Below are 25,409 nucleotides of genomic sequence, written 5' to 3' on the forward strand. Positions count from 1 at the left end.
CATGTATTTTGAGGCAGAACTTAAAGGTAAGAAATTTAAAGTGGATGTGACCGAGCACCGCACGACCTGGAAGGTTTCCTTGCAGGAAGAGGGCAAAGACTGGATCCACTATGACATCTCCAAAAACGACTACAAGCAGGCCGAGCAGTACATCAGCTTCCTGTTTGGCGGTAAGTCCTATCTGATCGACGTGATCGGACAGGACACTGAGTACACGGTCTTTACGCGTAACTCTTTCCGCACCATCAAAGTCTTCAATGATGAAATGCTTCTGCATGAATCCCTGAAGAAAGGTGGCGGTTTCGGTGGCGACCAGGAACTGAAATCCGGTATGCCTGGTAAAATCATCGAAATCTTCGCCAAAGAGGGTGAAATCGTGAAGGCCAACAAACCTTTACTGATCATGGAAGCGATGAAGATGGAAAATGAAATGCGTGCATCCCGCGATGTAAAAATCAAAGAGATCCGCGTGAAACAGGGCGACTCTGTGGAATCCGGAGCGGTTCTGATCAAGTTTGAAGAACCTTAGTCGGTTTTAAAAAGCTGAAAAATCAAAGGGGCTCATCAGAGCCCCTTTTTTATTGTCTTATTGATTTCCTTTGGCGGCCTTCTGTGAGGCCTTTGTCTTGGCCGGGGATGCGCCTGTCATGCTGCCGGTGCCACCAATAATTGCACCGTAAGCTCCTGCGCCGCCCATCATACTGCCCATACCCATCCCGTAATAACCACCCATCATGCCCATGCCACCATCAGCCATGGAAGCACACATCGCAATCGCACCACCGATATTAAAGGCGCTGGTTTGAGCCGCTTGTTTGCTTTTCTTGTCAGCTGGAGCCTCCATGCCGGCATACACACCAAATGCACCTGCAGTCATGGATTTACCCTCTTTTGCCAGTTCAGCGTTACGCTGATCATAAGCGCCTTGAGCCATGCCAATCAGGCTTCCGCACTGAGCCGCATTCTGAGAACCCATTTTGGAAATCATTGGCTTCATACGGTCACAGAAAACCTTGTCGTAAGTGACTTTGGTTTCCACTTTTGAATTTTCATCCAGCATCTGCATATAAGCGCTTTGCGCCACTTCACAAGAATCACCATTGTAAGAGAATGTGGATTCGGTGCCTTTCACCAGCGGGAAATTGCCTTTGAAGTTTTTGCCCCATTCGGTTTTCATGTAAGCATCACGGTTCTGAATCTGGGATTTCAGATTCATGTCTTTGTTCACCGCCACCACGCGGCCCTGATCGTCACGACGAAGGCTTACGGTTTTACGGTCTGTTTCAAATACCGGTTTACCGTCTTTAAAGCCGGTCATAACTTTGGCTTTGTAAACGATCGTTTCAACGCCATCTTTGGTTTCGCGGGAAATGATTTTGCCAGAATCAAGCACATTGGTTTTGCCGTCATTACCGATAACGAAGGCAGCGCCATCAGGTTCCGTACCGAAACCCATATCCATGGTTGCCATGTTGACTTGATTGATACACGCAAATTGTTTGGCCGCTTTTTCGTAATCCTGAATTTGCGCCGTCGCAGACAAAGATAGACCCATCAGAGACAAGAAGATCAAAGACTTCACAGTTCCTCCATGAACGTAAGAATGCTTTTGTACACTTACCAAGCGTACTCACAAGATTCTCACATTTCACATTAAAAGCCGAACACCCCGACTGTAGTCGAGGCTGGAACTGTGGCTATTCGCGCTCGTTCACAGCGAAGCTGTCTTCACGCTTCTTTTCAAAGACACCGACGATCAGGACGGCGGCTTCATAAAGAACCCACATCGGTGCCAGCATCATCACCATGCTCAGCAGATCCGGCGGAGTGATCACCGCGGCGATCACCGCGATTGTCATAATGGCATAGCGGCGGTTCTTGCGCAGGAAGGACTGGGACACAATTCCCATCATACCCAGAACCACGATCACCAAGGGTAATTCAAAAGCCACCCCGAACATCAGACACATCTGGGTGAAGAACCCCATGTACTGATCAATGGAAATCATCGGCTTGTCGATTTCGCCCCCGAAAGTCATCAGGAACTGGAAGGCCATTGGCAAAGCGATCCAGTATGAAAACGCCGCGCCCAGCACAAACAAACCCGTGCCGGAAACGATAAAGCCCATGGTGTATTTGCGCTCTTTAGCGTACAGCCCCGGAGCAATGAACTTCCACACCTGATAAAGCCAGAACGGGCACGACAGTAAAATACCGCACACGAAGGAAAGCTTTAGATGAGCAATGAATTTATCCAATGGACCGGTATAGATCAGACCGCCACCTGGAAGGTACGGACGAATCGGTTCACGCACGAAATCGAAAATCTTTTCACTGAAACCGTAACAGATACCCGTGGCGATCAACAAAATCCAAACACAATTGATCAGACATTTGCGAAGATCGGACAGGTGCTCAAACAAGGATTGGGCTTTGGAATCGAGTTCTTCGCGTCTCATGAAGGCTTCTGTTCTTCTGATTTTTCGTCAGCGGTGGCTTGCGGAAACTCCAGCTGTTCTTCAACGATTGGAGCTGCATCAGCAGAAGGCGCCAGTGGAGCCTGTTCGGCTTCGTTCTGATTTTGACCTTGCTGTTGAGGATTGCGGATGGTGTCCAGATTCAGTTTGTCGAGCTTATCAAGACGCATCTGTTGCTTGAGTTCATCACCCATGGAATCGGTGCTTCTTTTCAACTCGTTGAGAAAGCGCCCCAGAGTCCTTGCCAGTTCCGGAAGTTCTTTCGGCCCGATCACAATCAGGGCAAGAACCGCAAGGAAGATAATTTCAGACATACCTAAGCCAAACATGGCGCCAGAATAGAGGAATCAGCTCTGCTTGCCAAGCTTTACTTGATCCTGAGGAAGGGTCAAAACTCCCATTTCCTCAAGCTTCTCACGAGCCAGCTCAGAACCTGTTCTCATATAGCGCTCATACAGTCTCAGGATGCTTTCGTCGCTTTTGATAAAGGAATGATGACTGATGTACGTCAGCACATCGACAAACTCCAGAAAACGGTCCGAGAACACCGTGTACACACGGGCCATGGTGTCTTCCCGGGTGCAATGGGCCAGGGATGCATAGGCCGCTCCGCCAATCTCCGCATAGTAATCCACATCGATGATCTTGCGAGACAACGAGTCGCCAAAGAAGCCGCTAATGTACAGGGTTCGGTCTCCGAGTTTTCTCAGCATTTCGGCCTTGGCAAAGCTTTCGGCATTCTGAGCCGCCAGATACATTTCAGCCAGTGTCTGGGGATTTCGAGCGCCGCTTTCGCTGGCGTAGGCTGGATCGTGCAGATTCCGCGCATCCAGATAGTGCTGTAATAAATTCACAAGATAGGCTTCAACCAATGGATAGGTCTGAACCTTTCGCTGGGACAGACCTTTCTGAACCAGCTCCTGGAAGTAGCCCTCAGGGCTTACAAAAAGCTCAACTGTTGGTGTCGAACGCTTTTCCCGCATACTGTTAGTTTAACAAATCCTGAATGGTTTTCGGTTAGTTGTTTTTTGCAAAGCTGGTCAAAAGTCTCACAATGAGACACCACTTCGGCGTCACCTTTGCATTTCAATCCGGCAAGCCCGTTTGAAGGAGTTCTACTAAGAATGAACTTAAGATGGATGACTATCACTTTGGCAGTGCTGAGCGCTTTTGCGCCGGGGTCCCTGTGGGCCTTCGGGGAAAAATGCGGGCCGATCTTTGCTTCCGAATATGCGAAGCAGGGTCAGATTGAAGTCAGACCCTCCGGCCAGAAAGGGCCGCCGGCAAAGGACTACGCCCACACGGTGGACAAGATCAACACCCTGCTGGGTGATCTTGCCGTGCCTCACGAAGTGCAAATCCACGTCGACAGTGCATTTATTTTTTCCACCTTCAATGCTCAGACTTATCTGATCAGCGTCGGTGTGCGCCCGGAAAAAATGGGAAAAAAACATCCGGCCATCAATCAAAACACCCTGATGCATGAATACGCCCACGCGGTCTTTGAAAAGAACATGACTCTGAAGTCCTCAAGCTACAAGACTTTGCGTGAGGAACAAATTTCCCTGCACACCCGCGAAGAAAACCTGCACCAGCAAAATGATCTTTTGATGCTGGAAAGAGACAAGCTGACAGATCCTGCTCTTCGCCAGGACATGGACAAAAAAATCTATGACATCATCAAAGAAATCGACTCCATCGCTGAGCGCCGCAAGGAAATTTCAGCCCACTGGAGTCTGCGCAGCGCCGTTCATGAGCTGTTTGCGGACTCGCTGTCGATAGTGGCCACAAAAGATCCCAAAGCCATGTCCAAAGTTTTAAAAAGCACTGCAGAAAGCTATCACCCGCACACTTCCACCGTACTGCAGCTTCGGGATTTCACTGAGGGCCGTCATCACCTGTCGCGCCAGCGCTGGAAAAAAGAATATCCGTTTTATTCCCAGTTCGGCGGGGATCTGTATTATGCCTTTTTGCCGGCCCGCTGGGAACTTTGGCAGATTGTGAAAACCCGCATCGGCAGCGCTAACTACCAACGCACGGTGATTCCAAAAGTATTTGCGATTTTAGAAAGACATTTAAGTGCGGAATTAAACAAGGGACCTGAAGAACTCAAGCCCCGTGGATTCAAGGATCTGGAAGCCCTCAATCAAAGAATCATTGAGGACTTCCGTCGCGAGCTTTAGGATTTCACATCCGTCGGACCCACCAGACTTACAATAGTGGGCTGGGCAAATATTTTTTGCGCCAGCTTCTGCACATCTTCCGGACTGACTGCAAAGTACTTGTCAGCCACATCCAGGCTTTCACGGTAATCCAGGCCATAGATATCATCGAACAAGATCGCATTGCCTATGGTGCTCTTTCTTTGCAGCTCGATATCGTGTCGGCCAATCAGATATCTCTGCGCACGCACCAGTTCTTCCGGTGAAATTTTGGTTGTCGCCAGCTTGTTGAATTCCGCTTTCAGCATCTGAATGGCTTTTTCCGATTTTTCCGGCGAACAACCAATATATCCACCGAAATATCCACACTCGATACCTTCCATGTGCATTGGCGACACGGAATATGCCAAAGAGTTTTTATCCCGCAGCTCGATAAACAGTCTGCCACCCTGGCCGCTTAGAATGGACTGAATGATTTCCATCGTGTAGCGCTCAGGACTTGAAAGTGTCAGACCCTGATAGCCCACAATGATGTGGCTTTGTTCTTTTTTCAGTTCGCGGAACATGTGTTTGGATTCGGTGATTTTTGGTGCCGCGAAATGATTTTTCACGCGCTCCCCTTTCGGAAGCTCTTTGGTGATTTCATTGAGCGTCTTCACCCACTTCTTGGTGTCAACATCACCCACAACCGAGAACGTCACGTTCTTCGCCATGGCGATTTTTTTGTAATAACCCAGAAGGTCCGCAGACGTGATCGCGTTCACCGTGGTTTCGCTGCCCACCAGATCGCGCGCATACGGGTGACCTTTGAAGATTTCCTGCATGAAGGCCAGAATACAAAGCTGGGCTGGATTGTCGTTACGGGCCTTGATCTGATTTTTCAGAACAACTTTTTCACGCTCCAGGATGATTTCCGGGAACTGTGGCGCCAGCAGGGAATCCGCATAGATTTCCAGCATCTTGTCTTCGAACGGTGACAGATAATCCATGGACAGACCGGCCGAGTTTCTTCCGCCAAAGGCGCCGATACCGGCAGCCAGTTCGTCCACGCGAAGATTGATGTCATCTTCTGTGAAGTTTTTTGATCCGGACATCCAGTTTCTGGCAAACAATTCGGTCAGCCCGTTTTGGCCTTCCGGCTCAACCCGCGCCCCACCCAGGAACGCCGCTTTCATCGCCACATACGGCGTGTCGCTTTGTTCGCGGATCAGCAAGGTGGCCCCGGAATCCAGCACAATGCGCTCGGTGGTCGGCACACCTTTAGAAGCTCCGGCATTGATATGGAATTTCTTTGCGGCAAAGCGCGGCACTTTTTGTTTTGCAACTTTTGCTTCACGCAAAGCTTTTCTCAAGTCTTTCGCAAAGGCTTTCAGGATACGGTCCGCGTTTTTCTTATCCATGTTCGTCATCATGGAAAGACCGAAGGTGTCCGCCTTCAGATATTTTCTGGCGATCTTCTGAATGTCTTCCGGCTTCAGGGCATAGACCTGTTTCATGTACTTTTTGTAGTAGTCATGATCGCCGTAATAAAACTCATTGCTTCCGGCTTTTCTCGCAATGTTATCCACAGTCTCCATGGAATAAACTTCGTGGCTGGCAAAGTTCGTGATTGCCTTTTGCATTTCCGCCACGGTCGGAGGTTCGGTCACAATGCGAACCAGTTCCGGAATCAGCGCCGTCAGCGCCTTGGTCAGATTTTCTTTTTCCAGCCCCAACGACACGGCAAACAGTCCGTCATCCTGCATGGAATAAGCAAACGAGCCCACTGAATTTGTCAGCGGCTCTTTGATTCGCAACGTCTGCATCAGACGACAGGAATCACCCTGTCCCAGAATCGCTGACATCACTTCCAGGGCTGCGATGTCCTTGTGTTTGACGCTCGGGATTCTCCAGGTCAGGTAAGCGGTGGTCTGTTCAAACTTCGCCTGTTCGACTTTGATGCGAATGGTTTTTTGTGCCGGTTCTTTTTTGCGCGCCACTTTGCGCAGTTTATACGGAGCAAAGCCGCCGAACATTTCCTGCACGCGGTTTTTCATTTCTTTGGAATCAAAGTCGCCCGAAATCACCAGGAACATATTTGATGGCACATACCGGGATTGATAGAACTCGCGGATTTTTTTGGCAGAAACTTTTTTAACGACCTTGTCGTAGCCAATAACCGGAATGCCGTAAGGGCTTTTTTGGAAGACGTTGGTGAAAAGCAGCTGACTGGCACGGCGGCCCGGGCTGTCCTGACCACGTTTGATCTCTTCCAGAACAACTTCGCGTTCGTTGTCGATTTCTTGCGGATCAAAGGTCGGATAACCCATCATTTCACTGATCACATCCAGGGCGACATCCGAGAATTGTTTGGAAATGGTCACATAAAACACGGTTTGGTCAAAAGAGGTGTAGGCATTCAGCTCCCCGCCGGAACCTTCCACGGTGGCCGCGATCTCGCCCACCTTGTACTTGCGGGTCCCTTTAAACACCAAATGCTCGATAAAGTGAGAGATCCCCTCTTCGGTCTTTTTTTCATCGGCCGAGCCTGTTTTCACCCACATTTGCACTGAGACCACCGGAGACTTGTGGCTTTCCAGTAAAAGGACTTTCAGACCGTTTTTTAGTTGAAATTTCTTAGACATACTCTACATAACTCCCATGGCATTTGGCGTCTATATCCACATTCCCTACTGTATCCAGCGCTGTACTTACTGCGATTTCGCCACTTATGAGCAAAGCAAGATTTTGCCGCCGGATCAGTATGTCGAACTTCTGTTTAAGGAAATTCGTCAGAAGCACCGCTATTACACTCCCCAAAGTCTGGACACCATTTACTTTGGTGGAGGCACGCCGAGCCTCATCCCTGCAAATCTCATTGTAGCGATTATCAAAGAGCTGGGTAGATATGGATTTACAACTAGACCTGACACGGAAATCACCATCGAGATCAATCCGGCGACGGTCAGCAAAGAAAAACTGAAAACCTATCTGGATAACGGCATCAACCGTTTCAGTGTGGGGGCTCAAACCTTTGATGATCGCTTGTTGAAAATGGTTCACCGCGAACATTCGGCAAAACAAACCCTGGAAACTCTCGACCTTCTTCGGGCCCACGGTGTGAATTTCAGCTTTGATATTCTGTTTGCCCTGCCTTCCCAAACTGTCGAAGGCCTGCGTCGTGATGTGGAAATCGCCGTTGAACAAGGGGCCAAACACATCAGCCCTTATTGTTTGACAGTTCCTGATGGACATCCTTTGTCAAAAGGCCGCCCGATTGACGATGAACAAGTTGAGATGTTTGACATCATCGCTGACGAACTGACCCGCAAAGGTTTTCAGCAGTACGAAATATCCAACTTTGCCCTGCCGGGTTTTGAATCCCGTCACAACATGCTGTACTGGGTGGATCAACCTTATTGGAGTTTGGGCCTTAGCTCGCATTCCTATTCCAAGGAATCCTCTTGGGGCACGCGTTACTGGAATATCAATTCCATCAACGAATACCAGAAGCAGATTCTGGCATTTGACGGTCAGGAGTTTGATTCCCCGGTGCGCCATCTGCCTTCGAATCAGGTGGAAGTGCTGGAAATGCATCAGGCTCTTACAGACTTTTGTCATACTTCGATGCGTCTGATGCGCGGACTCAATGTGGAGCAGCTGCAAGCCAAATTCCCGCAAAATGTCAGTGAAAAGGTCCTGCAAATCATGAAAAACATGGAAGAGAAATCCTGGATTCGTCATGACAACGGGCATTGGTCACTGACGCGCGAGGGCCTTGTGCTTAGCAACCGTGTTTTCCAGGAACTGACTTTCCTTCAAGAAGATCTCTAAGGGGCTAGGAGTTTTTCTTCCGCCCCCCTGACATTGACATTGCTTCGTGAATACACAATCTTAAGTATTGCGAAAGGAAGTCTCATGTCAGAAGAAAACAACTCTCAAAACTCCAATCCTCCTAATCCAGAAAATGCCGAAATCGCTTCTGAGATCCAGAAACTTCAGGAACAAGCTGAAAAGTTCAAAAACGACTATCTGTACCTGCGCGCAGAGTTTGAAAACTACAAACGCAACGCGATCAAGGAACGTTCCGATTTGACGAAGTACGGCGGCGAGCGCCTGGTGCGTGACCTGCTGGAAGTAGTGGATAATTTCGACCGCGCTTTGAGCGTGAACGTGAGCGCTGAAAACTTCAACACCTTCAAACAGGGTGTGGATATGACCGCTCAGGAACTGAAATCCCTGCTTCAGCGTCACAATGTCACAGAGATCCCGGCGCACGGGGCTCCGTTTGACCCGTCCGTACACGAAGCGCTGAGCAGCGAAGCCACAGATCAGATGGCTCCGGGCCACGTCGTGCGTGTGTTTAAAAAGCCTTACAAACTTCATGATAAAGTGATCAGACCTGGCCAAGTGGTTGTTGCCAAGAAGCCAGAGTAAGGAAGCCCTGCTTGTCTAAAAAAGATTTTTACTCCCTTTTGAATGTTTCCCGCTCTGCCACTGCCGATGAGATCAAAAAATCTTATCGCAAGCTGGCTATGCAGTATCACCCGGATAAAAATCCCGGTGATAAAAAGGCCGAGGAAAAATTCAAGGAAATCACCGAGGCCTACGAAGTCTTGAGTGATACCAAAAAACGCGAAATGTACGACCAGTTCGGTCACGCCGGAGCCCAGGGCTTTGGCGGAGCTGGCGGCCCGTTCGGTGGTGCTGGTGGATTCGGCGGCTTTGGTGGCGCCGGAGCCGGCGGTGCTGGAGCTGGTGCCGGTGGTGATCCGTTCCAGGACATCTTCGGTGATGTCTTTGGCGAGATCTTCGGCAATGCCCGCGGCCCGGGTGCCGGTGCCGGTGGTGCGCGCGCCCGTCGTCCCAGCAAGGGCACGGATCTGCGCTACACCCTGAATATCTCTTTTGAAGAATCCGCTTTAGGCAGCGAAAAAGTCATTAGCTTCATGCGCCAGCGCGGCGGCCGTGAAGAGCCGGCAAAATTATCCGTGAATGTTCCTGCTGGCGTGAAAGAAGGCCAGCGCCTGAAACTGGCTGGCGAAGGTGATGCTTCCGGTGGCGCGGCTGCCGGAGACCTGTATGTGATTATCAACATTCAGGAACACCCGCTGTTCAAACGAAACGAAAACGATGTGACATTGGATCTTCCGATTGTTTACACCGATGCGATTTTGGGAACCAACATCGAAGTTCCGACCCTGACGGGAAAAGCCATGATCCGTATTCCTCCGGGAACACACTCTGGGCAGACTTTCCGTCTGAAGGGCAAAGGCTTCCCGAAACTGGGTGGCTTCGGATCCGGTGACATGCTTGTGCGCGTTCTGGTGGACACTCCAAGCAGTCTAAGCAACAAACAAAAAGAACTGGTGGAAGAACTTGCCAAGACCACGGACACAAGTCCTTTGGTGAAGGCCTTCCAGGATAAAGTCGCACAACTGATGAGGACGCGTAAATGAAACCCTACTTTTCACTCTTGCTGACGGCCGGTCTTCTGGCTTCCTGTACGACAGTAGCCACCAAACGCGCTCCGATGAAACCTGCGGCGACCACTGCCGCCACCGGAAAAAAGCCAAAAGCCGTAGGCGGCCTTACCACGGGTAAACCTCCTGAGCAGATTGAAAGTGAAACCTTGAGTGTTCCAGGCGCACCATCAACGGATGTGCTGGGACAACTGAAATCCCTGGTGAACCAGGCTGTGCAAGCGCCCAGCAAGGCCGATCAGGAATCTTACCGTCTGAAGGCCATCGACATTGTAGAGAACAAACTCAACGAAGATCAGCTGGAAGACGTTGCCGATGAATCTGATTTTGGTTTCCTGCGCGGACATGCGATGTTCCGTCTGGGTGAAATTTCTTTGGATAAAAAAGACACCTCTGACGCTAAAAAATACTTTAACTCCGTGACGGAATTTGTTCCGGGCAGCGATCTTGCGCTGCGAGCCCAGGAAATCATCCTGCAGCTGGATTCCGCGAGAAACGTGAAATCCCAGACTGTCGGCGTGGTGCTGCCTTTAAGCGGCCGTAACGCCCCGGTGGGACAGCGTGCCCTGCGTGGCCTTGAAATGGGCTTGGGGCTGCATATTCCGGGCTCTGGCTTCCAGTTGGCCGTGATGGACAGTGAAGGCAATCCTGATTCCGCCCGTCGCGGTGTCGAACGTCTGGTGAAAGAAGACAACGTCATTGCCATCGTGGGAAGCTTGCTTTCAAAGACCGCTCCGGCAGTTGCGGCAAAGTCTGACGAACTGGGTGTGCCGACCATCGCCCTTTCCCAGCGTTCCGGTTTGACCGAAGTGGGCCCCACAGTGTTCAGAAACTCTCTGACCAGCGGTATGCAGGTGCGCGCCCTGGTTCGCACCGCCATGGAAGACATGGGCATGAAAAAGTTCGCGGTGCTTTACCCGAACGATCCGTACGGTATTGAATTCACCAACATCTTCTGGGATGAAGTTTTGGCCCGTGGTGGTGAGATCACTGCGGTTCAGACCTATTCGGTGAAAGAAACAGACTTCCGTCTGGTGGTGCAGCGTCTGGTGGGAACTTACTTCGGTGAAGCCCGTCAGGATGAATTCAACATGCGTTTGAAAGAGCTTCAGACCTCTGGAAAAAAACACTCGGTTCGCCAGAGCAATCTTGAAAACGTGCTGCCACCGATCACGGACTTTGATGCGATCTTTATCCCCGACTCGGCCCGTGCGATGGGACAGATCTCGGCGATGCTGTCTTATAATGATGTGCGCGGCGTGAAGCTTTTGGGAACCAATCTTTGGAACACCAAAGACATCGCCAAACGTGCCGGGAATTTTTCGCAGAATCTGATCTTCGTCGACAGCATGACTCCGGCGAATCAGGATCGTTCGCGTTTTGTGAACGAATACCGCAGCCTGTACAATGAACCGCCTTCCCTGATTGAAATCCAGGCTTATGATGCTGGTCTGATCCTGCGTCAGCTGATTGCCGCCGGAGCCAGCTCCCGTGAGGAATTGGTGCAGAAACTGGGGCAGCTAAATAAGTTCCCAGGATCGCTAGGAAACCTCAGTATTAATGCTGAGCGCGAAATCGAGCGCCCGGTGACCGCCCTAACTATTGAAAAAGGCGAAGTAATTCCCCTTAAAGTCCGCAAATAGTATCTATAAGTTAATTTAATGACGATTTTTTAACCCCCTTCTTGCGGTGCCCTGTCTTAGGAACACCAGCGACCAAGAAAGTCGCAAATCTTTAGAAGGGGGTTGTTATGACAAGTCGTATTTCTGAAAACTTAGTGATGGAGTGCAGAAGAAAACTTCTAACCGCGAAACAGGATGTTTTGAATCGTTTCAGAACAGCCCAGCGCGAACTGGTCCATGCGGAGCGTGGCGGTGACGAAGCAGATCAATCTGTCGCCCACATCGAAGAACATTCTTTTTTGATATCCCAAGCACGCATGAGAAATCAACTGGTCGAGATCGAGATGGCCCTGGCACGTATCGAGCAAGGCACATTCGGTATCTGCGAAGAGACTGAGGAAGCTATCGAATCTGAAAGGTTGCTGGCAATTCCGTGGACTCGTCTGTCCATCGAAGGCGCTGAGATGCGAGAAGCGGTAAGTCGTAAGTTTGCGCGATAAATAATCACGCTGTGCATTTTTAGTGACAGATAATCATTCCCCCGTAATATGCGATCAATTTTCGGCCAAGGATCATCATATCGGGGGGTGAGATGAACGCAACCGAACTCACAGAGTTGACAGAGACTGAACTGCAAAATCTAAAAGAATCCTTGCTCTTCCAAAAGGGCACGATCCTCAATAAATCACATGAATTTAAAGAGGAACAATCCAGCATGGCTGCGGTTGCGGACGAGGCGGAAGCCGCTTCTCAGGATATCTCCAATAATATTTCCATTCATCTGCACGAACGTGACCGTACAGCTTTGTACGCGATCGAAAGAGCTTTGGGGAAAATTGCTGACGGGACATACGGCCAGTGCGAATCCTGCACGGAAATCATCAATGCACGCCGCCTGCAAGCACGACCTTTCACAGCCCTTTGTATTGACTGCATGGAAGAACAAGAAAGCCAGACTGGCCTCTTCCAATAACATTCATATTTAAACTCATTGGATGAGGTCCGCTGACATGGATGTCAGTCCAATTTTTTAAATTTATCCTCAATTGCAGTTTAGAAAAAACTGTCTCACACCGAGAAGACTCATACCAGAAACATAAATTCCCGCATTTTACGCGGAGGAGCGGTATGAGTTTTGACGATAAAGTCCTAGAAATCCCACAGACCCTTCCCATGCTACCTGTGAGAGACATCGTAGTATTCCCCTACATGATCATTCCTTTGTTCGTAGGCAGAGACGCTTCGATCCGCTCAGTTGAAGAAGCTTTGGCAAAAAATCGCCTGATCTTCCTGGCTTCCCAGAAAGACATCACTGAAGAAAATCCATCTCCGGACAACATCTACACTGTTGGTACAGTGGCGATGATCATGAGAATGAGAAAACTTTCCGACGGTCGCGTGAAAATCCTTATCCAGGGTGTCGCAAAAGGCCGCGTGAAAAACTTCACCAAAACTTCCCCTTCCTTTGAAGTGGCTGTTGAAAAGATCGAAGAAACTCCGGTTCAAAAAACCGTTGTTGAAAACGAAGCTTTGATCAGAACCGCGAAAGAGCACATCGAGCGCATCATCGCTCTGGGCCGCCCTCTTTCTCCGGACATCCTGCTGGTATTGGATGATGTTTCTGATCCAGGTCGCATTGCTGACCTTATCGCTTCCAACCTGGGTATCAAGGTTGATGACGCACAGAAGGTTCTGGAAACTTCTGATGCTACAGAAAGACTGAAACTGGTTAACGAGATTCTGGCTGCTGAACTTGAAGTGATGCAGACTCAATCCAAAACTCGCACGGGCGCCAAGGACGACATGTCCAAATCCCAGCGCGAATACTTCCTGCGCGAGCAGATGAAGGCTATAAAGAATGAGCTTGGAGAAGGCGACTCCAAATCAGAAGAAATGGATGAGTTGCGTGAAAAGCTGGTGAACGCCGGCATGCCGACTCATGTGGAAACAGAAGCCCTGAAACAACTGGGCCGTCTGGAGCGTATGCACCCGGATGCATCTGAAGCCACAATGGTTCGCACATACCTTGACTGGATGGCGGATCTTCCATGGAGCAAAAAATCTGAAGACCATATTGATCTTAAACGTTCCAAAGAAATTCTGGATGAAGATCACTATGAACTGGAAAAAGCCAAAGACCGCATCATGGAATTCCTTGCGGTTCGCAAGCTGAAACCAAATCTGAAAGGGCCAATCCTGTGCTTCGGCGGTCCTCCGGGTGTGGGTAAAACATCCCTGGGTAAATCCATCGCTCGTGCGATGGGCCGTGAATACTTCCGTATCGCTCTGGGCGGCGTGAAGGATGAAGCGGAAATCCGTGGTCACCGCCGCACTTATGTGGGCGCGATGCCGGGTAAAATCATCCAGGCTCTTCGTCAGGCAAAAACAAGCAATCCGGTGATCGTACTGGATGAAATTGACAAATTGGGTTCTGACTTCCGTGGTGACCCTTCTGCAGCAATGCTGGAAGTGCTGGATCCGGAACAGAACGCAACTTTCCGTGACAACTATCTGAATGTCGACTTCGACCTTTCAAATGTGTTGTTCATCGCAACAGCCAACGTGTTGGAAAATATCCCACCAGCTTTGCGTGACCGTATGGAGATCCTGAACATTCCTGGTTACACCGAGAATGACAAACTGTTGATCACGAAAAAACATCTGATCAAGAGACAGATCGAAGCCAACGGTATCACTGAAGAAAATATCAGCTTCACTGATGAAGGTATCAAATACCTGATCGCAGGCTACACTCGCGAAGCGGGTCTTCGTAACCTGGAGCGTGAAGTGGGTTCCGTCTGCCGTAAAGTGGCTAAGATGGTGGTGATGGAAGAGGCAAAATTTGTGGAAGTAAATGCCACAACAGTTCCAGAGCTTCTGGGTCCTCCACGCTTCCAGCGTGATGACAAGTTCCATGACTCTCAAGTGGGTGTGGTACAAGGTCTTGCCTGGACACAAGCTGGTGGTGAAGTTCTTACTATCGAAGCTTTGAAAATGAAAGGTAAAGGACATCTTGCATTGACGGGCCAGCTTGGCGACGTGATGAAAGAGTCCGCTCACGCAGCAATGTCTTACGCTCGTGCTCACCAGGAAGAACTGGGCATCCCAGAAGACTTCTTTGATAAGTACGATGTGCATGTGCACTTGCCAGCGGGTGCGATCCCGAAAGACGGTCCATCTGCAGGTATCACTCTCACGACCGCTCTTGTGAGTTTGATGACTGGCACTCCGGTTCGTCACGATATCGCGATGACTGGTGAAGTGACCTTGCAAGGACGTGTACTGCCAGTCGGCGGTATCCGTGAAAAGTGTCTTGCCGCTTTGAACCTGGGTATTACAAACATCATCATCCCGATGGCTTGCCAAAAGGATCTTGCTGATATCCCTAAAGTGTTCAAGGACAAGATCAACTTCATCCTTGCAGAGAATCTGGATGAAGTCTTCGCAGTAGCCTTCGACAAGTCGGCTAAGGGTCAGGAGAAAAAACCTGTCGCGAAGAAAGATCCAAAGAAGACCAAAACGCTTGCGGCGTAATCCGCAAGTGACATCGCCCCTCCCTAAAATGTGATGTTACATCAGAAGGCCGGTAAACCCGGCCTTCTGTCTATTTGGAATCACACTCGTGAATGTGTCTCGTGATGACACACTTTTTATCACGACAAGACCAGAAACAACCCCCGTGGCTTGTGCTAAACAACTAACAGTCATACCCTGTTAGCAATGACATTCAACCGCCTGGGTCAAAGCACCCTCCTGTTCGTAACTGTATTGTGTGCTATTGGGACTATCTTCGTCCTGAGTTCGGCTGATATTCACAAACGCAACTACGACTATAAAACCAAAGATTACGATCAGGTGCTTTTAAACGAAGTCACAACGTCCGCTTTTTCTGTGATGGAAGCAGCCTTGCAAAGACGCATGTGGGAACCGCCACCGGACAACGCCTGCCTGAAGTCAGAGGACTTCAATGTCGAAGGCGAACTTGCCGGGGGCATGAAATGGAAAGTTTCCGCCAAGTACAATTTCACCACCAAGAACTATGAACTGATCTCGGAAGGTCAGTACCGCGATCTGAAAGCGTTCTATATCAAACGCATCAAGATTCTGGATGTGTCAGATTATCTACTGTTCTCAAACTCCCCAAACACGATGACCTTGCGTCGTTTGTATAATGAGAAATATCCAACCGCCCTGATTGCGCGCGATCGCCGTATCTATACCAAGGGCCCTTTGCAGTTTGGTGGAAATATCCACCGACCGAACAGTCACATGAACTGGAGCGGCTCACCGGCAGGATGGCCGGGCGAATGGGGTACGATCATTCAAGGGGACCGCATTCAGTTTGGCGGCGGCATGCACTACATTCAGTACAGTATCCCCAAACCAAATCCCGTCGGCAACAATATCGAAACGCTGCTGGCTCCTTATGCGGCTGACCTGGGGACTCCCGGTACACACCATTCGCAGTTTGGTGCCTCTTCCGTTGTGGTCACCCGTGATTACAGCAAGGCGCAGACCTTAAAACAGCAAGTGATCGACGCTACTCCAGGCCCGCTTAGCAAGGCCTCGGTGGCCAATGAAGTTTATCCGATTGCCCTGTTTGGCGGGACACCTCCCCTGCAATCATGGTCTGCGACAGATTCCGGGACTTACTTTAACAATCCGGATCGCTACAGCATCTTTAACTATGCCTGGGGCGGCGCCAACGGCTTTGGTATTCGCATCGATGCCACCTGTATTTCCAGATCCGATGCTGGCACGACTAAAAAAATCTGTTCACACTCTGAGCACTTCCCGCGCGGCTTTGCAAAGTGGCGCCAGGATGCAGGACTTGAAGGGACTCTTTTCACCGCGGATGCAGAAGAGATTCCTTCACCAAGTTTGAACTGGGATAACATGGAAGCGCTCGAAGAAGACGCACAAGCCTGCGGCACCGTCATCAGCGCCCCCACCAGTCCTTATCAGGATTGCGATATCTGGGATCTGGAGTTTCAGAAAAAATACGCCACCAGTTCCGGATCCAACGTCTGTGGGCAGGTTTCGACCATCGACATGAATTCTTTGGCTCTGAATAATTTCAATCCGGGCCAGCTGACCAATCCGGCCTTGAAAGAACGCCTGCTTCGTCGTGTGGTTTACACCAAAGTTCCCACCGAGATTCGCCAGACAGCCGCACAAGGTCTGATGCTGGGTTCCCTTTCAGCCAATGCGGCAAGAAAGAATTTTTCTTTGTGGGTTGTTTCCGAAGACACTCTGGCTTTGCGCGGATATCAGCAGGACAACACCTCACCACTGGATACAGATCCAGGACGACTGCGTGAAGTCGTCTTTAATGCCGATGCCACGAACGCCGGCAAAGAGCCGCTGCCAATGGTTTTACTGTCGCCAGAACGCGTGCACTTGCTAAGTCCCCAATACGTTCCAGCCACCTATAACTATTTGCAGGGATACTGGCCCGTCGTCAGTGGACAGATTCGGCCTGTATTGCACAATTATACGGATTATATCCGCCAGGAAAACGACGGCTTCCGCTATGGGTATCGCACCTTCCGCATGGAAAATGTCAGTCTGATCACCAATGCCAATATCGACACCTCAAATCCGTTTGTGATGCGGGGTCTGTGGAGCGGGCCTGATTCCACCGACAGTCAGTTCCCTTCCAATCTGTGCATGGTTTCCATGGCGGGGCACACTTTGACTCCGGTTCCGGGGAACGACATTTTAACGACGGCCAATATCCCCCCTTATCATTCAGCGCCGAATTCTCCGATTCCGCCGCTGGGTTCAAGATACTATAATGGTGTTACGGATCGTTTCCCAAGATCCTACTATCCTGCGATCTTCTGGGTTCAGCGGGGCGCGGGTCTTAATGCCACTCGCGAGGAATCCGATCTGGTTTTCACCGGCATTCGCATGTACACGACGTTTGATGATTTTGTTCCATCGGGGAAAAGAAACTTGAACACTCCTCTTCACACCGTGACCGACACGCGCGGAAACTATGGAACGCAGTTTTCTCTGGCCCATAAAAACATGCAGTGGACCAGCTCTGCTTATTACAATCCCATGGCTGCAGGAACGCCCTGTCTTGTCGCCAACCTGACTCACCGAGAAGCTGCTTATTCCAGTCAGCCGGATTATTACGGCACTCAGCCGTCGGTGAACAACGGACGCTACATCTTTGTTCATGCTGATCCACCTGTGGATTACCGCAACCTGGGCTCTATCATCGGGATTGACCAGCCTATTCTGGAGACCCGACAATAAATGAACATGAAACCTCTGAACAACTCCGGTATGACTCTTGTTGAAGTTCTGGTCGCCATCGCCATTTCCCTGATCAGCTTGACCGTACTGATGCAGCTGACTCTTTCCAATCGCACGCACAAATCCGAAGTGGATCGATCGATTGTTTTAAAAGAGATTCTGACCAACAACGCCATCGAACTTAAAGGACGCGCGGTCACGGACATTCCCCTGCCGGGAAATTGCATCGTGCGCACGTATAATTACCAGACTGAATTTCAAAGCGAAGTGACTCAGGCCGGAAGCCCGCCGCTGTGTGGTCTTGCGGAACCGTCCAAAGACACCATTCAGGTGGTGTGGGAGGTAGAACCCGCCACCAGCATCAATGCGGATTTCAGTTCGCCGTCCCTGAAGCTTCCCAAATATTCCAACACTCTTAAAAAAGTGACCCTGCATGTGCGCGGATATTCCAGCGGAGCCGGAGCCCGCCTGATTCACAATCAGGTGACTCTGTTTAAACGATGAAGAAAAATTCAGGCTTCTCCGTCATGGAGCTTCTGCTGGCCGTTAGTATTTCCACGATGGTCATCGGGATTGTGACCTATCTGATTCACAATTTCTTTTCTGAACAGCGCAATCTGGAGGTATGGTCCGGCGGACAGCTTGAAATGTCGATGGCCTTAAAAAATGCCGAGGGCGACATCCGCAACGTCATTCGTTTTGATCCGGTGGAAAATCTGACTTCGGCTTCCAGCATTGCCTATTTCGGACTGACCTCCCTGACTCCCGGGCTTGAACCTTCGGTGTGCCTGAACGATGCCACGGGTTCGGTCATCCGCTACACCACTTTAGATCGAAAGCAGCGTTCTGAACGTGTGCTTCGCGCCTGGTCTGAACTGGCGGACGTGAATAAAACCGGCAGCTCCCATGAACTGCGCTTAACCGCCGATGCCACCACCAGTTCCATGTTCGGCACCTCCAAGTCGCCGCGTGAGATTGTTCTGGTCGATGCCGATCGCCGGTACATCCGCCGCTACAAGGTGTCCACCCACACCATGCGTTTGGGTGCGACCCTGGATCCTTACGATGACCAGTCACGGATTGACTCGGCCGGAAATCCCATCAAGTTTGATTATGTGAGCGTGATTTTAAAATCCCCGCCCACGGCCAACGGCAGCAGCATCACTCCGAAAACCTCGGTCTTTATCACCGGGACGGAAGTGTATTCGTCCAACACTTATTATCTGTGTTTGCGAAAGAGCGATCGCAGTCTGATCAAACTTGATGAAAACACCCGGGCTGAAACCGTGCTTTTACAAAACCCGCACGTGGACTTCACCATCAATTCATTCAAGATCGGATACTTGGCCACCAAGTCCGGCCTGCGGGTGGAACCGGCGAATTTCATCCCGGACATGCTTAATGCGGCTAACAATGTCTGCTTTAATACGGTGCTCTTTGATCTGAAACTGGACGCCTCAGAAAGTTATATGAAAAGGAACCAGGGCCAGACCGTCGGGGATATCAAAACCAACATCAGCCGCCAGCGCACAGTCTTTTCCCAGAATTTGAATTTAAAACGACCGCTCAGTTGCCAGTAATTAAGGCATCTGAAAAAAGAAAAAGGGCTGATCACTCAGCCCTTTTTTATTGTTTAAAACCTTTTAGACGGTCATTTTCGGATTCAAGAACACGAACAAGAGTCTTCAGGTCCGTCACTTCTTCCTTCAGATGGAGGATTTGCTCCTCTTTTTCATGAAGGATTTGGGTGTAGGCCTTTTTGAGCTCATTCAGCAGCTTGTTGGCCGCTGTCAGGATGGGCTCATCATTTTTCACCTTTACCACTTTGTCGGCAAGGTCTGCGGTCTTTGTTTCGTCCTTTGAAGTGGCCATTTCATAACCTTTCATCATTCCTTGATGAGCACCCACCAAAGCCAGGTCGCTTTCTTGGGAGGGGCGATGTACTCTTTGATGGGTACCCATCGGTTCGTCCATGATGAAGTACTTGCCGTCTTCAAAGCGGAATTTAATGTCGTCGGCTTTGATTCGTCGGCGGAGGGTACTCACACTAATTTTGTATTTAGTAGAGTAGTCCGTTAGCGGTAACCAAGAACCGTAGCTCTCAACGTTCATTAAATCCTCTTATACTTTCTGCCTCGGTGGCGCCGAAGCTTCAGTAGCTCGCCTTTGGGATAGGTGGTATCCTTACTCAGCTTGCGTAGTCAACATTATCACAGGACTTCAGTCTGTCAAATTTTGTGTGAACACTTACTCAAATTCAACTAAATTCAGGACCTTGATCTGGTTAATCATTGCCTATTCACTGGACCAAAGTCTGACTACGCAACCCTAAGTCATGGATTTCTGGTAGAATAAAAGAATTCTTTGCTCCTTTTGACCAAAGACTCGATAATTTAAATTAACCATATGCGTATTAGAGATAAAAAGAAAGTGGCCCTGGTTTTAAGTGGTGGAGGCATCAAAGCCGCCGCCTTCCACATCGGGGTTTGCTTGGCCCTTCAAGAAAAGGGATTCAAATTTGCCGGCGGCACCAAAGAGATGGTGCGTCAGAACTTCGGGTCCGACGACCCGATGACGATCCGTCTTTATGTCGGGTCCAGCGCCGGGGCGTTTGTCGCTTCGGTTCTTGCCGCTGGTTATCCAGTGGAATCTTTGATCAACGCTTTCCAAGTCGGTTCGGGCTCTGATCCCACGTTTGATAAATCCGACCTTCGTTATTTAAAGCCGATTTCTTACCGCAGCCTGTTTAACTTAAACTCTTCCGGCCTGATGAAGTTCATCCCGCGTTCGATCATGGAAAAAGCCCTGGTCACCGGGGGCCTTGAATCCATTTTAAAAAACGGCCTGAAGCTAAACGGTCTATTTTCAACCAAAGGGATCGAAAACTACCTGCGCAAAGAAGTTCTGGTCGACAATGACTTTGCCCGTTTGGGGGTTGAGCTTTTCATCATCGGAACCCAGCTGAACCACACCCGTAAGGCCATCTTCGGGAATTTCCCCGAATCATTCAAAACCGACACCACCAAGTACATCAACTATGCGACCATCAGTGATGCGGTGGCTTGTTCGACGGCTTTGCCTCCGGTGTTTTCCCCGTACGGAATCAAACGCCCGGACGGTAAAGAGATCTTCTATTATGATGGCGAGATTCGCGACACGCTTTCCACCCACGTGGCGGCGGACTATGGCGCTGATCTGGTGATTTCCTCATATTCCATTCAGCCTTATCACTACACCAAAGAGATGGGCTCGCTTCATGACTATGGTATTCCGCTGATTGCCAATCAGGCGCTTTACCAGGTGGTGCAGCAAAAGATCACCCGTCATATCCAGTATAAAAACGACATCCGCGGTATCTACAATGCGGTCGATGGTTACTTCAAGCAGCAAAACTTGCCCGGCGAACACCGGGACAAGATCCTTGAAATCATTAGGAATCGTGTGAACTATCGTCCGGAAGTGGATTACATCTATGTGGCTCCACGCCCACAGAACTATGAGATGTTCTTTGTTGATCACTTCAGCTTGAATCCGGAAATCCTGGCGCGCATCGTGCGCATCGGTTTCAAGTCCGGGATCAATGCCCTTCGCCAGCACGATATTTAATTCCGGCTGGCCTCTTTCCATTCAGCCAAGATCTTGGATCCTTCCCCGGAAAGATCCTTTTTCGCGTAAGCCTTCCGGTCATAGTAGTCACTGACCTTGCTTAAGATGACTTTCTTCGAAGGATGCTCTTTCCCCAAACGATCCAGATACTGCAACGGGGTTTCGGCGTCTTGCGGGAAAGTTTCCTGTTTTTTACCCCAGCTTAAAACCGCGTGATACAGAACTTGTTCTTCGCTCAGTAAACCTTTGTTTCTGAAAAGACTGCGGAAAATCAGAACACACAGGACCACCACGAAGATCAAACCCACCACCAGCTGCAACTTCAAATCAGTCAGGCTTTGCCAGAAGCTTTTTTGTGAAGTGCGATCGAAGTCGACCAGGAAGTAGGTCCATCGATAGTTCAGATCATCCATCAAAAAACCCACGCGGTCCCACAACGTGATGCCATCGCCCGTTTTTGGGCGCCATTGGATATCCCGGGCAAAGACCTTTTGGTCTTCTTCGGACAGATTGAAGAAATCTTCGGCTCCGATCACCAAACGTAACGGCGCCACCCATTGAGTGGGATCCACCCGCTGCCAGCGGCCGTTGTTGAAAATTTCAACCCAGGCGTGGGCATCGCGCTGACTGACCCGCCAGAACTCCCCCATCGGATTATATCTGCCACCCTGATAACCCACGATCACCCGGGCCGGAATCCCCAAAGCCCTGGCAAGGGTCGCGTAACTGCCGGCAAAGTGTTCACAAAAACCGCGTTTTCGATAAAACAAAAATGATTCAAGTTCATTCGCGCCACCATAGGCACCGGGATTCAAAGTATAAGTAAAATCATTTCCCTGATAAAACGCCTGCAAGGCTTCAATCCTTGCCGCCGGTGTTGGGTGCTTTTCTTTGGTGGTGGTCACCCAGTCGGCCACCTGCCCGCGCAGCTCCGGAATTTTAAGATACTCTTCATCCGGAATCTGGCGATCGGTGAAGCTTTCATTCCAGCGCCCACGATACACGGTGGTGGTCATCAAAGGTCTGGCACTGCGAAACACCGAAGCGTTCAGTGAAAATGAATTTCCAATTTCAAGCTGCACCTGTTCGGTGCCCTCAAGCACGAACAAGAAAGTATTCGCATGGGGTTCCAGCGCGACTTCATAGTGCCTGTCAGCGGGTTTATCATTTTCAGCCTCACTGCGCGGTTTGACCCCGAGCATTCCCGGTCGCCAGCTTAAACCCCGGGAATTCACCAGCACCGATCCGCGCCAGTAAAGTTCCTGGCTCGAATTTATCGGCAAATCAGAAAGCTTCGCACGAAACACCATGTTGGCCACGCCCGCAAGTTCGGCCACCCGTCCGGGATTTAATTCTTCACTAAAGCCAATCTGCCCCGTGGCTTCACCCCGCGACATCGCCCACGGAAGCACGAATCTGGGAAACGCAAAAAACAACACCACCGCACCCGGAACTGAGAGCGCAAAGACCTTTAATAAAATCTTTCCACGCTGTGGAAGCTCCGGCGACAACAGTGAATACCAAAGACCCGCAAACGCCAGGCCCGAAGGAATGATCCAATAGATATCCAGACTGAATAAAGCCTTGATGGAGATCAGAACAAAACCCAAAAGCACCAGGAAACGATGATCCCGTTCGTTTTCATAATCCATCACCCGCAAGGCGGAAAGACCCAGCAGGAATGTGTACGAAGGATCCTGACCGATCAGTGTCCGGTACTGCACCAGAATCTGCGCCAGCAAAAGCACACTTAATCCGCCCGTCACTTTGCGCGAAAGATTTTTCCAGTGAAGTTTTTCAACTCCCCACTTCCAGACCAAAAGGCCCAGCGAAAACAACGCCACCCACGGGGACACTTCCAGCCCCACCATCACCATTGCGGTGATAAATGAAAATGCCAGGGAGGTTTGGGCGAAGAACTGCCTTTTCATGACAAGGCCTCGGTCTGCGCAAGCGCCAGCAACATCAGACACTCTTCACGGTGATGCGGGCCCTTGTTTTGTTTGATCTCTTGCGGACCGATACTTAATGAATACTGAAAGCCCTGTCGTTCAGCTTCATCCACCCACAGGCACAACTGACTGATGCGGGCCTCACCGTCCGACAGGTTTTCCGTCTGCTCCCAGTTGAAATGCAAAGCGGGTTTTTCAGGCTCTTCATAATTTTTCACCAGCAGATCCTGCCGGCGCGCACTGGCGCGCCAGTCGATACGACTGAGTGAATCCGCGCTTTGAAAACGGCGATGATCACGAAATAAACCCGTGGCCTGCTGCCCTTCTCCGGCCACCGCATCGGTGGGGAATTGTTTTTCACCCAAACGTGCCGGATACACCAACACGGAATCCTGAGAGGTCATGTATTTCCACGCCCGTAAAAGTCCAAAGGGATAACTGCTTTGTAAAGTGATGCGCGGAAGTTTCACCCAGCCTCGTTTGCCGGGGCGATAGGGAATTTGCAGATCCCCGTGGGACAACGGCTTGATTGAAGTTTTACGAAGGGTGTTTTTATCTTTACCCAACACTGCTTCCACATCCCAGGCCGGAGTCACGGATGGGTTTTCCAATGAAATTCGCAGCAGTCCTTCTTCACCTGAAAAAAGCTCTTCGTTTTCAAGTCCCTCGACCTGCACGACATCCATGTTTTTATTGGTCAGAAGAATCCCGGTGAATGCGACCGAGATCAGAAAGAACACGAAAATATAAATCAGATTGTTCGCATACCCCACCGCCAAAAAGAACAGCGTCAGGGCCATGGCCCCAAACGCCATGCCGAATCCGGATGGCATAATATAGGTTCTTTTCTTTTTCTTAAACAGGGACTGGAGTCGCTTTTTGAAGGGCATGGGCCCACTCACGACCTCGTTTGATGCCATGATTTCCTCCCAGTCGGTGTCCTAGTACCGGAACCAGAACCTGTTGAACATCATCGGGACGAACATAGTCACGTCCCTCTAAGAACGCCCACGCTTTCGCGGCCCGCACCAAAGCCATGCCGGCGCGGGTGGAAAGTGGAGCCCCTTCAAATCCCGCACGGCGGGAACGCTCTAAGATCTCGGCAATGTATCCGGCCACCACCGGCGACACGGTCACGGTTTGCACTGAAGACAAAGCCGTTTCAATTTCGCCATCACTGAACAATGCAGAAATTTTCTGCAGTCTTCCGCGCGGATCTTCCCCTTGCAGCAGACGCACTTCGGTTTCTTTGGAAGCGTGATGCAGTTCCAAGCTCATCAGGAAACGATCCAGCTGACTTTCCGGCAGCGGGAAGGTGCCGGTTTGCTGATGCGGATTCTGGGTGGCAATTACATAGAATGGTTTTGGCAAAGGCCACGTGGTGCCGTCGACGGACACTTCACCTTCTTCCATCGCCTGCAACAGCGCACTTTGGGTGCGGGGGCTTGCCCGGTTTAATTCATCGGCCATCACCATCTGGGAAAACAAAGGCCCCGGATGAAACACAAATTTCTGTTCTTGCGGATGAAACACCTGACCACCGATCGCATCGGCAGGCAGCAGATCAATGGTGAATTGAATGCGGCGGGTTTTTAAGCCGGTCAGTTTACCCAGCACTTGCACCAGAGTGGTTTTACCCACACCCGGAAGATCTTCGATCAGCAGATGTCCACCGGCCAGCAGACAGGTCATGGCCAGACGGATTTCCACATTCTTATCCAGGACAACTTTCGAGGCTTCAGAAATCAGATCGTGAAACTTGGTGTTCATAGACTGATAGGATAAAGGCCGCCGCGGCAGTGACCAACCCTTTTTTGGAAAATAAAAAAGCCCCGGGTTCACCGAGGCTTTAATTATGTCT

The 25,409-nt window shown here is 50.2% G+C and carries 22 protein-coding genes; 13 read left to right on the forward strand and 9 right to left on the reverse strand.

The features are described 5' to 3' along the window. The first annotated feature begins 1 nt into the window (after position 1). Positions 2-529, forward strand: a complete 528-nt coding sequence (locus tag BDT_RS18655; protein WP_011166160.1) for an acetyl-CoA carboxylase biotin carboxyl carrier protein subunit — start codon at positions 2-4, stop codon at positions 527-529. A gap of 57 nt (positions 530-586) precedes the next feature. Here the strand turns inward: BDT_RS18655 and BDT_RS18660 are convergent, their stop codons facing one another. The 4 genes from BDT_RS18660 to BDT_RS18675 all read right to left on the reverse strand — a co-directional run bounded on the left by BDT_RS18660 (position 587) and on the right by BDT_RS18675 (position 3,460). After that, entirely contained in the window at positions 587-1,582 is a 996-nt protein-coding gene (locus tag BDT_RS18660; RefSeq protein ID WP_015092800.1) for a hypothetical protein, read from the reverse strand. 115 nt (positions 1,583-1,697) lie between these two features. Next, positions 1,698-2,459 (reverse strand): twin-arginine translocase subunit TatC, encoded by a 762-nt coding sequence (gene tatC, locus BDT_RS18665; protein WP_015092801.1) that lies wholly within the window; start codon positions 2,457-2,459, stop codon positions 1,698-1,700. Continuing rightward, positions 2,456-2,791, reverse strand: coding sequence for a twin-arginine translocase TatA/TatE family subunit (locus BDT_RS18670; protein WP_015092802.1), 336 nt, complete (start codon positions 2,789-2,791; stop codon positions 2,456-2,458). Before BDT_RS18670 ends, tatC begins: the two co-directional genes overlap by 4 nt. A 33-nt stretch (positions 2,792-2,824) precedes the next feature. Then, on the reverse strand, positions 2,825-3,460 hold the full coding sequence (locus BDT_RS18675; protein WP_015092803.1) for a hypothetical protein: 636 nt from the start codon (positions 3,458-3,460) through the stop codon (positions 2,825-2,827). Positions 3,461-3,601: 141 nt separating this feature from the next. Between BDT_RS18675 and BDT_RS18680 the strand changes: the two genes are divergently transcribed. Continuing rightward, positions 3,602-4,660, forward strand: a complete 1,059-nt coding sequence (locus BDT_RS18680; protein ID WP_015092804.1) for a hypothetical protein — start codon at positions 3,602-3,604, stop codon at positions 4,658-4,660. Here the strand turns inward: BDT_RS18680 and BDT_RS18685 are convergent. Continuing rightward, positions 4,657-7,263 carry a M16 family metallopeptidase gene (locus tag BDT_RS18685; RefSeq protein ID WP_015092805.1) on the reverse strand — a complete coding sequence of 869 codons (2,607 nt, stop codon included), beginning with the start codon at positions 7,261-7,263 and terminating at the stop codon, positions 4,657-4,659. The two genes, BDT_RS18680 and BDT_RS18685, sit on opposite strands and share 4 nt — an antisense overlap. 16 nt (positions 7,264-7,279) lie before the next feature. Between BDT_RS18685 and hemW the strand changes: the two genes are divergently transcribed. The 10 genes from hemW to BDT_RS18735 all read left to right on the forward strand — a co-directional run bounded on the left by hemW (position 7,280) and on the right by BDT_RS18735 (position 19,570). Then, positions 7,280-8,452, forward strand: a complete 1,173-nt coding sequence (gene hemW / locus BDT_RS18690; RefSeq protein WP_015092806.1) for a radical SAM family heme chaperone HemW — start codon at positions 7,280-7,282, stop codon at positions 8,450-8,452. Positions 8,453-8,536: 84 nt separating this feature from the next. After that, positions 8,537-9,055 (forward strand): nucleotide exchange factor GrpE, encoded by a 519-nt coding sequence (grpE, locus tag BDT_RS18695; protein ID WP_015092807.1) that lies wholly within the window; start codon positions 8,537-8,539, stop codon positions 9,053-9,055. 11 nt (positions 9,056-9,066) lie between these two features. After that, complete coding sequence (locus BDT_RS18700) at positions 9,067-10,077, forward strand: DnaJ C-terminal domain-containing protein (protein ID WP_015092808.1); 1,011 nt, start codon at positions 9,067-9,069, stop codon at positions 10,075-10,077. Continuing rightward, on the forward strand, positions 10,074-11,744 hold the full coding sequence (locus BDT_RS18705) for a penicillin-binding protein activator (protein WP_015092809.1): 1,671 nt from the start codon (positions 10,074-10,076) through the stop codon (positions 11,742-11,744). Before BDT_RS18700 ends, BDT_RS18705 begins: the two co-directional genes overlap by 4 nt. Before the next feature lie 107 nt (positions 11,745-11,851). After that, entirely contained in the window at positions 11,852-12,223 is a 372-nt protein-coding gene (locus tag BDT_RS18710) for a TraR/DksA family transcriptional regulator (protein WP_041578160.1), read from the forward strand. Between the two features lie 92 nt (positions 12,224-12,315). Further along, complete coding sequence (locus tag BDT_RS18715) at positions 12,316-12,696, forward strand: TraR/DksA family transcriptional regulator (RefSeq protein ID WP_015092812.1); 381 nt, start codon at positions 12,316-12,318, stop codon at positions 12,694-12,696. 155 nt (positions 12,697-12,851) lie between these two features. Next, entirely contained in the window at positions 12,852-15,257 is a 2,406-nt protein-coding gene (lon, locus tag BDT_RS18720) for an endopeptidase La (RefSeq protein WP_041578162.1), read from the forward strand. Positions 15,258-15,443: 186 nt separating this feature from the next. Continuing rightward, the gene (locus tag BDT_RS18725) at positions 15,444-17,990 is read left to right on the forward strand and encodes a hypothetical protein (protein WP_015092814.1); all 2,547 of its coding nucleotides are present in this window, start codon (positions 15,444-15,446) and stop codon (positions 17,988-17,990) included. Further along, positions 17,991-18,494, forward strand: coding sequence for a PulJ/GspJ family protein (locus tag BDT_RS18730; protein ID WP_015092815.1), 504 nt, complete (start codon positions 17,991-17,993; stop codon positions 18,492-18,494). Further along, a complete protein-coding gene (locus BDT_RS18735) occupies positions 18,491-19,570 on the forward strand; it encodes a PulJ/GspJ family protein (RefSeq protein WP_015092816.1) in 1,080 nt (359 codons plus the stop codon). The genes BDT_RS18730 and BDT_RS18735 overlap by 4 nt, the downstream gene beginning before the upstream one ends. A gap of 46 nt (positions 19,571-19,616) precedes the next feature. Here BDT_RS18735 and BDT_RS18740 read toward each other — a convergent pair whose 3' ends face one another. Then, the gene (locus tag BDT_RS18740; protein ID WP_011166179.1) at positions 19,617-20,102 is read right to left on the reverse strand and encodes a hypothetical protein; all 486 of its coding nucleotides are present in this window, start codon (positions 20,100-20,102) and stop codon (positions 19,617-19,619) included. A gap of 294 nt (positions 20,103-20,396) precedes the next feature. Between BDT_RS18740 and BDT_RS18745 the strand changes: the two genes are divergently transcribed. Then, a complete protein-coding gene (locus BDT_RS18745; RefSeq protein ID WP_011166180.1) occupies positions 20,397-21,596 on the forward strand; it encodes a patatin-like phospholipase family protein in 1,200 nt (399 codons plus the stop codon). On the opposite strand, the gene BDT_RS18750 is transcribed toward BDT_RS18745, so the two are convergent. The 3 genes from BDT_RS18750 to BDT_RS18760 are packed head-to-tail and all read right to left on the reverse strand — an operon-like array spanning position 21,593 to position 25,318. Next, a complete protein-coding gene (locus tag BDT_RS18750; RefSeq protein ID WP_015092818.1) occupies positions 21,593-23,527 on the reverse strand; it encodes a transglutaminase family protein in 1,935 nt (644 codons plus the stop codon). The genes BDT_RS18745 and BDT_RS18750 overlap by 4 nt on opposite strands. Continuing rightward, on the reverse strand, positions 23,524-24,438 hold the full coding sequence (locus tag BDT_RS18755; RefSeq protein ID WP_015092819.1) for a DUF58 domain-containing protein: 915 nt from the start codon (positions 24,436-24,438) through the stop codon (positions 23,524-23,526). The genes BDT_RS18750 and BDT_RS18755 overlap by 4 nt, the downstream gene beginning before the upstream one ends. Then, entirely contained in the window at positions 24,404-25,318 is a 915-nt protein-coding gene (locus BDT_RS18760; RefSeq protein ID WP_015092820.1) for an AAA family ATPase, read from the reverse strand. The genes BDT_RS18755 and BDT_RS18760 overlap by 35 nt, the downstream gene beginning before the upstream one ends. Positions 25,319-25,409 lie beyond the last annotated feature (91 nt).

Source organism: Bdellovibrio bacteriovorus str. Tiberius (assembly GCF_000317895.1).
GTDB classification, from domain to species: domain Bacteria; phylum Bdellovibrionota; class Bdellovibrionia; order Bdellovibrionales; family Bdellovibrionaceae; genus Bdellovibrio; species Bdellovibrio bacteriovorus_F.